Origin of the sequence: Allomuricauda sp. ANG21 (assembly GCF_040705235.1) — a bacterium.
In the GTDB taxonomy this organism is placed as follows: Bacteria; Bacteroidota; Bacteroidia; order Flavobacteriales; family Flavobacteriaceae; genus Flagellimonas; species Flagellimonas marina.
Genome location: NZ_JBFCVT010000011.1, coordinates 736426 through 751600 on the forward strand (window position 1 = coordinate 736426; position 15175 = coordinate 751600).

14 protein-coding genes are annotated in these 15175 nt (G+C 43.1%); 10 read left to right on the forward strand and 4 right to left on the reverse strand.

Features of this window, described 5'->3' with window-relative positions:
• Positions 1-72: 72 nt before the first annotated feature.
• Positions 73-1392, forward strand: coding sequence for an MFS transporter (locus AB1A65_RS12115; protein WP_366589451.1), 1320 nt, complete (start codon positions 73-75; stop codon positions 1390-1392).
• The gene (locus AB1A65_RS12120) at positions 1370-2299 is read left to right on the forward strand and encodes an aldo/keto reductase (RefSeq protein ID WP_366589454.1); all 930 of its coding nucleotides are present in this window, start codon (positions 1370-1372) and stop codon (positions 2297-2299) included. The genes AB1A65_RS12115 and AB1A65_RS12120 overlap by 23 nt, the downstream gene beginning before the upstream one ends.
• 6 nt (positions 2300-2305) lie before the next feature.
• Here the strand turns inward: AB1A65_RS12120 and AB1A65_RS12125 are convergent, their stop codons facing one another.
• Entirely contained in the window at positions 2306-2662 is a 357-nt protein-coding gene (locus AB1A65_RS12125) for a hypothetical protein (RefSeq protein WP_366589456.1), read from the reverse strand.
• 132 nt (positions 2663-2794) lie between these two features.
• Positions 2795-3247, reverse strand: coding sequence for an Lrp/AsnC family transcriptional regulator (locus tag AB1A65_RS12130; RefSeq protein ID WP_366589458.1), 453 nt, complete (start codon positions 3245-3247; stop codon positions 2795-2797).
• Between the two features lie 147 nt (positions 3248-3394).
• Between AB1A65_RS12130 and AB1A65_RS12135 the strand changes: the two genes are divergently transcribed.
• The 8 genes from AB1A65_RS12135 (at position 3395) to ribB (ending at position 12878) form a co-directional block, all read left to right on the forward strand.
• Positions 3395-4615: an aminotransferase class I/II-fold pyridoxal phosphate-dependent enzyme gene (locus AB1A65_RS12135; RefSeq protein WP_366589460.1), complete on the forward strand. Its 1221-nt coding sequence runs from the start codon at positions 3395-3397 to the stop codon at positions 4613-4615.
• 71 nt (positions 4616-4686) lie between these two features.
• A complete protein-coding gene (gene nhaC, locus AB1A65_RS12140) occupies positions 4687-6177 on the forward strand; it encodes a Na+/H+ antiporter NhaC (RefSeq protein ID WP_366589462.1) in 1491 nt (496 codons plus the stop codon).
• Between the two features lie 96 nt (positions 6178-6273).
• Positions 6274-6780, forward strand: a complete 507-nt coding sequence (gene tpx, locus AB1A65_RS12145) for a thiol peroxidase (RefSeq protein WP_366589465.1) — start codon at positions 6274-6276, stop codon at positions 6778-6780.
• Positions 6773-7138 carry a diacylglycerol kinase family protein gene (locus AB1A65_RS12150; RefSeq protein ID WP_366589467.1) on the forward strand — a complete coding sequence of 122 codons (366 nt, stop codon included), beginning with the start codon at positions 6773-6775 and terminating at the stop codon, positions 7136-7138. The genes tpx and AB1A65_RS12150 overlap by 8 nt, the downstream gene beginning before the upstream one ends.
• Positions 7139-7202: 64 nt before the next feature.
• Positions 7203-9584 (forward strand): DNA translocase FtsK, encoded by a 2382-nt coding sequence (locus AB1A65_RS12155; protein WP_366589469.1) that lies wholly within the window; start codon positions 7203-7205, stop codon positions 9582-9584.
• Positions 9585-9588: 4 nt separating this feature from the next.
• The gene (locus AB1A65_RS12160) at positions 9589-10236 is read left to right on the forward strand and encodes an outer membrane lipoprotein carrier protein LolA (RefSeq protein ID WP_366590199.1); all 648 of its coding nucleotides are present in this window, start codon (positions 9589-9591) and stop codon (positions 10234-10236) included.
• Between the two features lie 3 nt (positions 10237-10239).
• The gene (locus AB1A65_RS12165) at positions 10240-11739 is read left to right on the forward strand and encodes an LptF/LptG family permease (protein ID WP_366589471.1); all 1500 of its coding nucleotides are present in this window, start codon (positions 10240-10242) and stop codon (positions 11737-11739) included.
• Positions 11739-12878 carry a 3,4-dihydroxy-2-butanone-4-phosphate synthase gene (gene ribB / locus AB1A65_RS12170; protein ID WP_366589473.1) on the forward strand — a complete coding sequence of 380 codons (1140 nt, stop codon included), beginning with the start codon at positions 11739-11741 and terminating at the stop codon, positions 12876-12878. Before AB1A65_RS12165 ends, ribB begins: the two co-directional genes overlap by 1 nt.
• Positions 12879-12961: 83 nt before the next feature.
• Here ribB and AB1A65_RS12175 read toward each other — a convergent pair whose 3' ends face one another.
• Both AB1A65_RS12175 and AB1A65_RS12180 read right to left on the reverse strand, forming a co-directional pair.
• Positions 12962-14155 carry a DegT/DnrJ/EryC1/StrS family aminotransferase gene (locus AB1A65_RS12175; protein ID WP_366589476.1) on the reverse strand — a complete coding sequence of 398 codons (1194 nt, stop codon included), beginning with the start codon at positions 14153-14155 and terminating at the stop codon, positions 12962-12964.
• A 119-nt stretch (positions 14156-14274) separates the two neighbouring features.
• Positions 14275-15030, reverse strand: a complete 756-nt coding sequence (locus AB1A65_RS12180) for a sulfite exporter TauE/SafE family protein (protein ID WP_366589478.1) — start codon at positions 15028-15030, stop codon at positions 14275-14277.
• Between the last annotated feature and the right edge of the window lie 145 nt (positions 15031-15175).

The window sequence follows — 15175 nt, forward strand, 5'->3', positions numbered from 1 at the left end:
CGTTTCATCAAACCAAAAGTGATTTAGGCATTTTGTATTCAAATTGTGACTGGAATCCAATTCTACGTCCAAATGAAGCATAGCATTGTCAGCAAATTTCTGGAACTATGGCATCACCCCAAAAGAGGCGAGTACAAACTGGTCGTTCTTTCCAGCAGTTTCTTTTTCTGTTTGTTGTGTGCTTATTTCATCCTAAGACCCTTGCGGGATGAAATGGGGATTGAAAACGGTGCGGTAAACATGCAATGGTTGTTCACAGGGACTTTTTTAACCATGGTGTGCCTCGTACCAATTTTTGGGTTTCTGGTTTCTAAAAACTCCATTAAGAATTTGATGATTTATGTCTACACCTTTTTCTTGGCCAACCTACTTGTTTTCTATTATTTTTTTGAAACCCACGGGCCGTCAAGAGTATTGGCGATTATTTTTTTTATCTGGCTAAGCGTCTTCAACCTGTTCATTGTTTCCCTTTTTTGGAGTTTTATGGCAGATGTATTCCATAGCATGGCCGCAAAGAAGTTCTTTGGCATCATTGCCGCAGGTGGTAGTCTAGGCGCACTAACAGGGCCGGCTATTGCCCGTGGATTAAGTGGATGGGCGTCCTTTGCCCCATTATTATTGGCAGGTTGTTTCTTTTTAGGAGTGGGATTGTGTTGTGTTCTGTGGATTTTGAAACTATCGCCCCGTAAAAATCATTTCAAGCAAGAAAAGCAAAATTTTAAAGGTAGTGCAAGCGCCATTTTTGAAGGAGTCCAGCAGATTACCAAGTCTTCCTATCTAATGGGAATCGTTGGTTTTATCCTTCTTTACACCTCCATCTCCACCATACTTTATTTTGAACAGGCCCATCTTGTGGAACAGACCCTGCTGGAATCGACGGAACGGATTCGTTATTTTTCAAACATTGACCTCACCGTGAATGGCATTGCCATTTTTGGACAGTTTTTCCTGACCGCTAGAATCATTAAGAGGATTGGACTGTCCTTTGTTTTGGCCTCAATTCCATTCGTGATGGGGTTGGGTTTGGTTTTCCTCGGATTTCATCCCGCTTTGGGAATCGTGGCCGTGCTGATGGTTTTGCACAGAGCTGGAAATTTCACTTTGCTGCGCCCCGGAAGGGAAATTTTGTTCACGGTTACATCGACCAGTGAAAAATACAAGTCCAAAAACTGTATCGATACAGCAGTTTATAGAGGTGGGGATGCGTTGGTGGGTTGGGCATTCTCTGGCTTGGTCGCTCTGGGATGGGGATTGGGCGCCATTGCATTTTTAGCCATCCCATTGGCCTTTCTTTGGAGTTTTTTGGGATTCAAACTAGGGAATCAACACCTTGAAAAAGAGAATATTGTACCTTTAAAACAAATCCATTATGAAAACAAAATACAATCGTAGGGAAGCTATTCAATTATCCGTACTGGCAGGTTTGGGATTATCGCTGAGCGGTTATTCCTCTGCATTCAACAAACTGGAAAAGATTCAAGCGCGACCCATACCCTCCTCCGGCGAACTTATACCCATAGTGGGTTTGGGTACTTGGCAATCCTTTGATGTGGGCAATTCCAAAGAGCAACGAGACGTCTTAACCGAAGTGTTGATGGAAATGAATCGACTTGGGGGAAAGATGATTGACTCCTCCCCCATGTATGGCAGTTCAGAAAGGGTGGTTGGGGATTTAACCGCTCAACTGGACTTTGGGAACGCACTTTTTTACGCTACCAAAGTTTGGACTTCTGGGCAAACCGCAGGCATTCGTCAAATGCAGGACTCCATGGAAAAAATGCAACGAAGAACCATGGATTTGATGCAAATCCATAATCTTGTGGACTGGAAAACCCATGTAAAAACCCTCAAGGGCTGGAAAGAAGAAGGGAAGATTCGATATTGGGGCATTACCCACTATGTGGATTCCACTCACGCTACTTTGGAAAATATCATCAAAACGGAACGACCAGATTTTGTGCAATTCAATTACTCCATACGCTCCCGAAACGCTGAGAAATCACTCTTTGATACGGCTGAAAAATATGGCGTGGCCACCATCATAAATCAACCCTACGAAAGCGGGTCTTTGTTCAGAGCGGTTAAGGGAAAATCGCTTCCGGAATGGGCCAAGGAAAATGATATACACAGTTGGGGGCAATATTTTTTGAAATTCATTTTATCCCACAAAAATGTCACTTGTGTCATTCCAGGCACTTCAAAACCGCATCACATGATTGACAATATGACCGCAGGATTGGGAAAATTACCAGATGATAACTTCAGAAATCAAATGGTCTCCCACCTGAAATCCCTTTAAAACGATCTAAACCGGGGCCAACGGAAACTTGGCGGCACCATACCAACCCAACCAAAGTCCGGCCAAAAGGGAGCAGTGCAGACCTACCTCAAACCAAAATGGTCCACTCCACAGTCCGCAAAGCGCTACCAACAAGAATTTTGCGATAATGCCCAACGAAATAAATAAGTGGGGCCAAAAATTATCGCGTACCACAATCAAGGATGCAATAAATCCAGAAAAAATGGCAGAAGCAAACAGCGCCATGGTACCTAAGACCAAGTCCGAGCTGGACGAGGAACAAAATTGTATCCCGTTAAAAAGGACATCTTTGGAAAGGGTAACGTAGAGTTGCAAGCAGCATCCCCCGATTACTGTGGCCAAACCAGTTAGAAAAAATTTAGTGCGGGCCGACATGATGATGAATTATGTGGTCAGTCGTTTTTTGATAGCCCCAAATTAGGCATCATGGCAGGTGTAAAATATCATTTTAACATCGCTTTAGGTTAAACTTTCCTAAATATGTACAGAGGGGCGGTTCTTTACTTCACTTATCACGAAGGAGCTTTGAGTATTGCCTATATTATTTATGGCGGTGAGCTTGGTTACCATAAACTCCCGATAACTCTTCATGTCTTCCACATTGATTTTTAGGATGTAATCATAATCGCCGCCCACGTGAAAGCATTCTGATACTTCTTCCAGCTTAAGCACCTCCCTTTCAAATTTCAAGACATTTTCCTTGGTGTGTTGCACCAATCGGATTTGGCAGAGCACGGTAAACTCGCGTTTAACCTTTTCTTTATCCACCAACGCGACATAGTCCGTAATGATTCCTGTGCGCTCCAATCTTCTGATACGTTCATACACGGCGGTTTTGGACAATTGTAATTGGTCCGCATAGTATTTGGTAGTCTTTTTGCAGTCTCGCTGTAGTAGTTGTATGAGTTGTTTGTCCAAGGCATCCATGACGAATGTTCTATTTTATGAAAATCAATTCAAGTTAAATGGAATTATTTTCTATTATTTATAAATATAATAGTCTATTATTCTACAAATATAACTATTAATTGATTTTTGAACATACATCTGTTATTTTTACGAAAATTGACAACTATGGACTACAAAGCATCAGAACACATTCAAGACCTTCAATATTTTGGTGAGTTCGGAGGCGTAAACCCTTCGATATCGGACTCATCCACCTATACTTTTCTTTCAGCCAAAACCATGTTCGATACCTTCGAGGGAAATACGGAAGGATGTTACCTTTATAGTCGGCATTCCTCACCTTCCAATCTCTATTTGGGCGAAGCCATGGCGCAATTGGAAGGAACGGAATCGGCCAACGTATTTGCCAGTGGTATGGGCGCCATTACTTCGGTCATCTTTCAATTGTGTGACACGGACGACCATATTGTTTGCAGCCGAACGATTTATGGAGGTACCTATGCCTTCCTGAAAAACTTTGTGAAAAAGTTCAATATCTCCACTTCCTTTATCGATATCACCGACTTGGATGTGGTCGAAAATTCCATCACCCCAAAAACGAAAATCCTCTATTGTGAGGCCATCAGTAATCCTTTGTTGGAAGTGGCCGATATTCAAGCATTGTCCAAACTGGCCAAAAAACATGGCATCCCTTTGGTTGTGGACAACACCTTTTCCCCGTTGAACATCAATGCGGCCAAATTAGGCGCGGATATAGTAGTACACAGCCTTACCAAGTTCATCAACGGTAGTAGCGATTGTGTTGCGGGCGCGGTTTGTGCTTCTTCTGATTTTTGCCTTAGCCTGAAAGACGTAAACGACGGCGCCGGAATGCTCTTAGGCAGCACTTTGGATAGTTTACGGGCAGCTTCCATCCTTAAAAATATGCGTACGCTTCACATACGTATCAAAAAGCATAGTGAGAATGCACACTATCTAGCAAAACAGTTTGAAAAAGATGGACTCAAAGTGGTCTACCCCGGATTGGAAAGTCATCCTGGGCACCAGACCATGAAGGCCCAAATGAACCCTGAATACGGCTTCGGGGGCCTCCTAACCTTGGATGTAGGCTCACTGGACAGGGCAAATGCGCTGATGGAAATGATGCAAAAAGAAAAGCTGGGCTACTTGGCCGTGAGTCTTGGCTTTTACAAAACGCTTTTTAGTGCATCGGGCACATCCACTTCTTCTGAAATTCCTTTGGAAGAACAAAAGGAGCTTGGCTTAACCGAAGGCCTGATTCGGTTTTCCATAGGTTTGGACAACGATATACAGAAGACCTATCTGGCCATGCGCCGCTGTATGGAAGCTCTTGAAATTTTAGAAAAAGACCACTCTTTGGCGTAACGGGAGTCCATTTACAGTTTGGAGAACATACTTCAAAGTCGTAATATTACTTCTTATCTAACTCAGACCGCATGCCAAACCCAGAGAAAAAACCAAAATTTAGGGAAGACGAACAAATTGTAGAAAATAAGAATCTCAACATTTGGGAAGCACTCATTCCAGTCTTTGCGTTGGTGGGCATGTTGGCCTATAATGTCTATGTGTTTGGGGACGATGCTTTAAGCGGTTCCAATCAGTTTATTTTATTGTTGGGTGGGGCCGTTGCTGCCATTGTTGGCTTTTTCAACAAGGTTTCCTATAAAAAAATGATTGCCGAGGTGGCCGAGAACATCCGTTCCACCACAGGAGCGTTGCTCATTCTGTTAATGGTCGGCGCCCTCTCTGGAACATGGTTGGTCAGTGGCATCATTCCCGCCATGATCTATTATGGGCTTCAGATATTGAATCCCACTATATTTTTGGCAGCATGCGTTGTAATATGTGCCATCATATCCATTGCTACAGGAAGCAGTTGGACCACCGCAGCTACGGTTGGTATTGCCCTTATTGGTATTGGTGAAGCTCTGGGCATTTCATTGGGAATGACGGCAGGTGCAGTACTGTCAGGCGCTTATTTTGGGGATAAGATGTCGCCTTTGAGCGACACGACAAATCTTGCCCCAGCCATGGCAGGCGGGGAATTGTTTTCCCATATTAAATATATGACCCTCACCACAGTACCGACCATAGTAGTCACCCTGATTGTTTTCATAATACTTGGATTTACCATAGATACCTCTGGTGTTGCCGATACTACTTCCATATTGGCGAATATAAGCGGAACCTTTAATGTGAGTGGTTGGCTTTTTCTAGTACCTGTAGTTGTCATCTTTTTGATTGTAAAAAAAGCTCCTCCCCTTTTAGCCTTATTGATTGGAACACTGCTGGGCGGCCTCTTTGCGCTTCTTTTTCAACCGGATATTGTGGCCACCATTGGCGGGAGCTCCAGTTTGACATTGGAATCAGGCTACAAAGGTATTTTGAATGCCATCACCGTGGATACCAATATTGCCACGGATGACCCAGCTTTAAATGACCTGTTTTCCTCTGGAGGTATGGCTGGAATGTTGGGTACCATTTGGTTGATCATGTGCGCCATGGTCTTTGGTGGCATTATGGACGGTATTGGCGCTTTGGAGCGAATTACAGAGTCGCTCTTGAAAATGGCAAAGACCACCTTTGGGCTTTTTGCCAGTACCGTTGGGAGCTGTTTGGCACTTAATGTAACCGCATCGGACCAATATTTAGCGATTGTGGTTCCTGGGAAAATGTTCTCCAAAGCCTACGAAGAGCGTGGACTGGCGCCAGAGAACTTAAGCCGTACTTTGGAAGATTCAGGAACAGTCACCTCAGTACTTGTTCCATGGAACACCTGCGGTGCGTATCATAGCAGTGTATTGGGCGTTGGGGTTGGTGAATATGCCCTTTATGCCATTTTCAACTGGCTGAGTCCGTTTATGACCTTGCTTTTTGCGGCGCTGAAGATTAAAATAAAGATGCTTACCACAAGCAAAACGGCCTAAACGATAGAATCCTGATTTTTTCAAAGAACCTTTCCCACAGCAACCGAAAAGAAGGTTTTTTTAAGTATTTTTGGGCTCGAACCAAAATATAAAAACATGGCTACTGTTACCTTAAAAGGAAACGAAATACATACCCTTGGCAACCTTCCCGAAAGTGGTTCCCAAGCCCCCAATTTCACATTGGTTAAAACTGACCTTTCCTCGACCTCCCTTTCAGATTACAAAGGAAAAAAGGTGGTTTTGAACATTTTTCCAAGCATTGATACCGGAACCTGTGCCCAATCGGTGCGCCAATTCAATCAAGAGGCGGCTGAATTGGAAAACACCACTATTCTGTGCATCTCAAAGGACCTTCCATTTGCTCAGGCCCGCTTTTGTGGTGCAGAGGGAATTGATAAAGTGGAAACCCTTTCTGATTTCAGGGATGGAAACTTTGGGAAAGCATACAAGGTGGAATTTACCGATGGCCCGCTTCAAGGACTATTATCCCGTTCTGTTGTGGTCTTGAACGAGAGTGGCGAGGTGGTCTATTCGGAACAAGTTCCAGAAACGGTGGACGAACCCAATTACAAAGCTGCGCTTGAAGCATTGATGGATGCCTAGGGAATCTTTTTTGAAAAATAGGATTCGCAGTGTAGGCTTTGCACTGAGGGGCATGTTTTTGCTCCTACGAACTGAGGCCAGCATAAAAATCCAATTTTTCATTGCGCTTTTGGTAACCGCTGCTGGGTTCTATTTCGAGATTTCCAACACGGAATGGATTCTTCAACTCTTTGCCATAGGCTTGGTCATGGGAATTGAAGGCATCAATACGGCCATTGAGAAAATATCGGACTACATTCAACCGGAAAACGACCCCAAAATCGGTTTTATAAAAGATATTTCTGCGGGAGCCGTTATGATAGTGTCCATTGTAGCGAGCATCATTGGACTCATCATTTATGTACCCAAATTGCTGTAAGCAACATCCAAGGCCGATATAGCATCGTAAATTTGTAAATTAGCCCCGCATTAAACCCTAATTAATGGCGAAAAAAAGGACAAAATCTAAATCCAAACCTACTGCTGCCAACAAAAAGAAGGTTTCTTTGAAACCCTCAAAGCAAAACAAGATCATTTTTGGTAGTTTGCTCATCGTTCTCAGTATTGCACTCTTCTTTTCGTTTATGTCATACTACTTCACGTGGCAGGCAGACCAGAGTTTGTTGTCCGAGTTTGCCAATAGAAATGCGGAGGCCAAAAATCTGCTCAATAAGTTTGGCGCCAGTGTGAGCCATTTTTTTATGTACCGTGGTTTTGGATTGGCCTCATTTGCCTTTCCAGTGCTGTTGGCGGTTACCGGACTCTATCTTTTTTTGGGTTTGAGTGGTAAGGGTCTGGTTGGCAAATGGATTTGGGGTCTGTTGGGGGTCATTTGGATTTCTGTGGCCCTAGGATTTTTTGCCATTGACCAACCCTTGTTGGGAGGTCTAATCGGGTATGAAATGAACGATTTCCTCCAAGATTACACTGGGAAGATAGGGGTATTCCTCATTCTTGTATTTGTATTGATGGTGATTTTGGTACGATTGTTCAACTTTACCCCTGAAGGTGTTGCCAATTTCTTCAAAAAGCAGCGGCAGCAGATTACATCCGATTTTCAGAAAACAGCATCGGTGTCGGATGAAACAAATGAATCTGAAGAAACAAGTCTGGACTTGAGCCCAGAGGACAACGAGCCTGTTAAAGTAGATACCTATACCCATAAAAAAGATATTCCCCCATTAAAAAGTGAAGCTGGATTGGATGTGAACCTTCCCGAAGAAGAAGAGGTTGATATCAGCCTAGAAGTCGAGAAAGTTGAAGAAGAGAAAGAGGAAAGTGACATCAAATCTGAAAAATTGGTCAAGGATTTTGGGGAGTTTGACCCTAAATTGGAGTTGGGCAACTACAAATTCCCTCCTTTGGATTTACTGGAAGCACATGGGGCCTCTGGAGGCATTACCATCAACCAGGAAGAACTGGAGGAAAATAAAAACCGAATTGTAAGTACGCTCAAGAATTACAAAATCGGTATAGCACAAATCAAGGCAACCATCGGTCCAACCGTAACCCTTTACGAGATTGTACCTGAGGCCGGTATCCGTATTTCCAAGATCAAAAACTTGGAGGATGACATAGCGCTTTCTTTGGCAGCTTTGGGTATTCGTATTATTGCCCCTATCCCCGGAAAAGGAACCATTGGTATAGAGGTGCCCAACAAAAATGCTACTGTCGTTTCCATGCGTTCCGTAATTGCTTCGAACAAATTCCAGAAGGCAGAGATGGAATTGCCCATTGCTTTTGGAAAAACCATCAGCAATGAAACTTTTGTGGTCGATTTGGCCAAAATGCCCCACTTGCTCATGGCAGGGGCCACGGGTCAAGGTAAATCAGTTGGGTTGAATGCCGTAATTACTTCGCTGCTCTATAAAAAGCATCCCGCAGAAGTAAAGTTCATTCTGGTAGATCCTAAAAAAGTGGAACTGACCCTTTACAACAAAATTGAACGTCATTTTCTGGCCAAACTTCCAGATTCTGATGATGCCATTATTACGGACAACACCAAGGTCATCAATACTTTGAATTCGCTGTGCATTGAAATGGACAATCGGTATGAGCTGCTCAAAACGGCCATGGTTCGAAATATCAAGGAATACAACGTTAAGTTCAAGGCGAGAAAACTTAACCCCAACGACGGGCACAAATTCCTTCCTTACATTGTTTTGGTGATTGACGAGTTTGCCGATTTGATCATGACCGCCGGAAAAGAAGTTGAAACCCCCATTGCCCGCTTGGCGCAGTTAGCACGAGCCATTGGAATCCACTTGATCATTGCTACACAACGTCCTTCGGTGAATGTGATCACAGGTATCATAAAAGCTAACTTCCCGGCACGGATTGCCTTTCGGGTAACCTCAAAAATAGATTCCCGAACCATTTTGGACGCCCAAGGTGCAGACCAGCTCATTGGTCGTGGTGACATGCTTTACACCCAAGGGAACGATGTAACCCGACTGCAATGTGCGTTTGTCGATACACCGGAAGTTGGAAAGATTACCGACTATATTGGTTCGCAACGTGCCTACCCCGAAGCACACTTACTGCCAGAGTATGTAGGTGAAGAATCTGGCACGGGTATTGATTACGATATTGCGGATAGGGATGCCATGTTCCGCGAAGCCGCTGAAGTGATTGTTACGGCGCAACAGGGTTCAGCCTCCCTCATTCAACGTAAACTGAAACTGGGCTACAACAGGGCAGGCAGAATCATAGATCAACTGGAAGCTGCCGGAATTGTTGGTCCTTTTGAGGGCAGTAAGGCCCGACAAGTTTTAGTGCCGGATATTTATTCTTTGGAACAATTGTTAGAAAATGAAACAAAATAAAACCATGATCAAGAAACATATTCTTTTAATCGGATTTTTAGTAACAGGGCTTTTTTCATTCGGGCAAAACTCGGACAAGGCCAAAGCTTTGTTGGACGAGGTCTACAACAAGGTTAAAAGTTACGACAACATTTATATCGATTTTAAATCCACCCTGGAGAACACCGAGGCCAACCTAAAACAGGAAACCAACGGAAATGTAACCCTTGACGGTGAAAAATATTTCCTAAATTATTTGGGTGCGCAACAGCTTTTTGATGGAAAGAAAGTGTACACCATCGTTCCTGAAAATGAAGAGGTCACCATTGAAGATGTGAATGAAGACAATGATAACGTAAGTCCTTCAAAAATGCTGACATTTTACAAAACAGGCCATAACTACCGGTGGGATATCCTTCAAAATGTGGATGGGCGTAAAATTCAGTATGTAAAATTGATTCCCATCGATTCCAACACCGAAATCAAGTCTATTTTGTTGGGAATTGACACTCAGACCAAGCATATCTACAAGCTTATTCAGACAGGAAACAATGGTACCAAGACCACCATTACCGTTAATTCTTTCAAAACCAATCAGTCACTTTCAAGTACGCTGTTTACCTTTGACGAGAAAAAATACGAGGATAAAGGGTACTATATCACAAGAAACTAAAGATTGAAAATACTAGACCAGTATATATTAAAGAGGTTTCTTTACAACTTCTTCAGTTCGTTTTTCATTTTGATCGTCATATTCATCTTTCAGGGAATATGGCTGTTCATCGATGATTTGGCTGGAAAAGGTCTAGGTATTGTTATTATAGGAAAGTTCATTTTCTACTTTATCCCCACTTTGGTGGACAAGGTACTTCCTCTTACCGTTCTATTGTCCTCCATCCTTACGTTTGGAACATTTGCCGAAAACTATGAGTTTGCCGCCATGAAAGCTTCGGGAATTTCCCTGCAACGAGGCATGCGCAGCCTAGTTGTGTTCGTGTTATTTTTGGGAGTGGTGACCTTTTTCTTTGCCAACAACGTCATACCAAAATCTGAGCAGAAAATGTTCAACCTTAGGCGAAACATTGCCAAGGTAAAACCCGCTGCAGCGATTACCGAAGGGGTTTTCAGTGATTTTGAAGGCACCGGAGATGGAATGAACATTAAAGTGGACAAAAAATACGGGGAACAAGATCGCTTCTTGGACAATGTGATCATCCACAAAAAAACAGACCAGAATGTCAACAATACCGTCATTAAGGCCAAGGCAGGAGAATTGATCAGTAGTGAAGAGTCGGATATCATTCAGTTGGTACTTAAAGACGGCCATTATTATGAAGAAGTTTGGTCCAAGGACAGCAAAGAGCGAAGAAAGCACCCTTTTGCCAAGTCTGAGTTCGAGACTTATACCATTAATATTGACATCTCCGAGTTGAACGACCAAGACCTTGAGGAAGACGGCAACATCACCACGGACAAGATGAAGAATGTGGGGCGACTCGTAAAGGATATTGATTCGTTGGGGAAGAACAATGTTGAAAAAGTAGAGGCTTTCTCTAAAAACATTGTAAATCGCATGGGAGCTTTCCCCGCTAAACCAAAAGTTGACGATAGTTTACAACTTATTGAAATTCCCGAAAAAGAGATTGTAACCGATTCTCTAAAAAATAGCATACAAAATGCCGATGACCTTCTGAAGCAACTTCAGGAATGGCAAAGACTACAAGTCGTCAACAATGCCAAAAATACGATTACGGGCATATTGAACACGGTGGTCTCCAAAAAAGAAGAACTTCAAAAACGATATAAATTCTACAATAGCCATATTCTTTCGCTGCATAACAAATATGCGCTGGCATTTTCCTGTATTATTCTCTTTTTTGTAGGGGCACCCTTGGGAGCCATCATCAGAAAAGGAGGGCTTGGTTTGCCTATGGTCATTGCTATTGTCTTATTTTTGACCTATTATTTTATTGGGGTATTTGCTGGAAACTATGCCAAAGAAGGCAATATTCATCCAGCATTTGGAGCTTGGCTCTCTACTTTGATTATGCTGCCCTTGGGCATTTCATTAACAAAAAGGGCCACAGCAGATAGAGGTCTGTTCGGGTTTGGACATATTTTTGACCGAATTAAATCCCTATTTAAAAAGAAAAAGAAAGATTCTGAAGAGCAATAATGGTTACTAAGGATAAAAAAATACAATTACACGCCATAGAAGAAGCCATTGAGGATATCCGTCAAGGTAAGGTCATCATTGTGGTGGATGATGAAAACCGTGAAAATGAAGGTGATTTTCTCGCCGCTGCGGAGCTCATTACCCCGGAGACCGTAAATTTTATGGCCACCCATGGCCGCGGACTCATTTGTGCGCCCCTCACCGAAGGAAGGTGCAAGGAACTTGGTCTCCATAAAATGGTAACCCATAATTCCGACCCATTGGAAACCGCCTTTACCGTTTCTGTGGATTTACGGGGCAATGGGGTAACCACAGGGATTTCGGCCGCGGATAGGGCCAAAACGGTGTTGGCGTTGACAGATGCAGCCACAAAACCCCATGAGCTTGCCCGGCCCGGGCATATTTTTCCGCTAATAGCCAAGGAAGGCGGGGTATTGCGCCGTACCGGACATACTGAAGCAGCTATAGATTTTGCCCGATTGGCCGGTCTGGAACCTGCGGGTGTCATTGTGGAAATCATGAATGAGGATGGCAGCATGGCCCGATTGCCCGAATTGCTGAAAGTGGCTAAAAAATTTGATTTGAAAATTGTTTCCATCGAGGATCTGATTGCCTACCGTATGGAACATGACAGTCTTATTGAGCTCAAGGAGTCCTTCGATATAAAAACGCGTTTTGGAGCATTCAGGTTACGTGCCTATAAGCAGACCACCAATGACCAAGTGCACATTGCCTTAGTAAAAGGTAGTTGGAAATCTGGCGAACCGGTGCTCACGAGAATCAACTCAACCTTGGTCAACAATGATATGTTGGGCACCTTGACCAACAATCCAGACGAGGCCTTGCAACGTATGTTCGATGTGTTGAACTCCGAAGAAAAGGGCGCCATGATTTTTATTAATCAAGGCAACCAATCCATGAATCTGTTGAGTCGTTTGGCCGAATTGAAAAAATTACAGGCCCAGGGCATCAACAAAGCGCCTAAAATTGATATGGATGCCAAGGATTTTGGCATTGGGGCGCAAATCCTTCACGATTTGAACATCTCCAAGATTCGGTTGTTGTCCAATTCAGGGCAGACCCGACGTGTGGGAATGGTAGGATACGGCCTGGAGATTGTTGAATATGTGAATTACTGATTCAGGTTCAAACTCAAAACGCAAGTTCAAGTTCAATCAAGGCCAGAATTAGTGGATATTCGTGTAATTTATGTCAAGCTTTTTTAAGTGGATGATTGGATAACCTCTACCATTTTTTTGGCTCTTTCTTTCATTTCTTTTTCAGACCAACCCAATTTAATCAAACAGGAAATGGTGCGACCCACCCAATAATCTGATGCTGAAAAATCAGCTTTGGAATAATCCGGAAGGCCTTTGATCACCTCTTCAGGTAATTTTCCCAAGGCTTTGTGGTCGGTCAGATGCTCCCATTTTCTATAATAATGCCAGTTGTTGTTGTACCAGTAAAAACAGGCATCCACCCCATTGGCTCCCAAATCTTGCTGTGCTTTTTGGGCCATTTCTTCCGTAGGAAGGAAGAAGTTCAAAAAGGAATAATTCTCCTCTCCTCCATCGGGCACTCTTCTAAAAGTTACTTCGGGAATACTTGAGAGCGCTTCTCGCAATATCGTATAATTTCTTTTTTGCAGGGCGATGAATTCATCCAGCCGTGAAAGTTGAGCCAAGCCCACGGCTGCATTCAATTCCGAAATTCGAAAATTATAGCCTAAAAAGGGATGTTGCTCCGCTCCCCTATCATTTCCGATATGGTCATGTCCATGATCGGAATATTTATGGGCATTTTGATAATAGGCTTCATTATTGGTGATGACGGCTCCGCCTTCGCCACAGGTAATAGTTTTTACATAATCGAAGGAAAAACACCCCAAATCCCCAATACTGCCCAGAGGTTTTCCTTGATAACTACCACCTATGGCCTGACACGCATCTTCCAACAGCAATAATCCATGTTTTCCACACAACTGTTGAAGCGCATGCAGATCGGCCATGGAACCGCACATGTGTACGGGCATGATCACTTTAGTTTTATTGGTAATTGCTTTTTCAACCGCGGAAGGGTCCAACGTCAAGGTATCATCAACATCCACCAAAACCGGAATGGCACCAAGCGCCAAAATGGACTCAAAGCTCGCCACAAAAGTAAAAGTGGGCATGATCACCTCATCACCTGCTCCAATACCAGCACTTGCCAAAGCTACCGTAAGTGCGGCAGTGCCGCTGCTCACCAAATGAACATGGTTGGACTGCATGCGTTGGGCCAAAGATGCTTCAAGTTCCTTGGCTTTCCAATGTCCGTTTCGCATTCCATCAAACCCGTAGCGCATCAGCACACCTGAATCCAGTACATCATGTACCTGTTCCCGTTCTTTATCTCCAAAAAGTTCAAAACCCGGCATATTCTATTGTATTATTGGTTATTGGTTATTGGTTATTGGTTATTGGTTATTGAAACTACAAAACTTCAATTTTATCTCTTCAAATCCTTTTACCTTACACTGACTACTGACCACTAATTTTAACCAAAAAACCACAATTTTATGGCCATTACTATTACGGCCACAATTAAAAAGGTCTTAATGAATCCATCGCCTTTTTTTACAGAAAATCTGCTGGCAACCCATGCACCCGTTCCGTTGCCAATGGCCAAGATAAAGCCCAATTTCCAATTGACCTTGTCATTGAAGGCAAATACGGCCAGTGCGGAGAGCATGTAAATAAAAACCACAGCCACTTTGGTAGCATTCACCCGTACTAGGTTCATTCTATTGACGAAATGTAGGAACAACATCATTAAAAAGCCAAGTCCGGCATTAATAAACCCACCATAAATCCCCAAAAAAAAGAAAGCAACGATACTCAACCACAGGTATTTTCCTGTGAGTCTTTCCTGCATTTCCTCTAACCGCATTTTCGGCTTAAAAATTATGATAAGCACCACGATCACCATGATGATGGCCAGAATCCTATTGAAGGTCTCCCCTTTTACATCAATGGCAATCCATGCGCCCAATATGGACCCAAAAAAGGCTGAAATCCCCAAATACACATTGAAAGGATAGGTAGATATACCCTTACTTTTAAAACCTGCGGTAGCCAATGCCGTTTGAATAACAATGGCCACCCGGTTGGTACCGTTGGCCACTGGCGCCGGCAATCCCAAAAATATAAGGGTTGGCAAAGATAGCAGGGAGCCACCCCCTGCCACAGTGTTGATAAATCCTACCGCAAATCCTACGACAACCAAGAGCACATAGTGGTACCATTCCTGCATAAGACAAAAATATGGCCTAAGTTCTAAATTTTTGATATGATTTGAGCAAACTTTGGAAACACCCTTATATTATTGATATAATAAATTTTATGGTTAATATTTAGTTATTTACCATTAAAACACCTTGTAAATAGAGATATGTTAA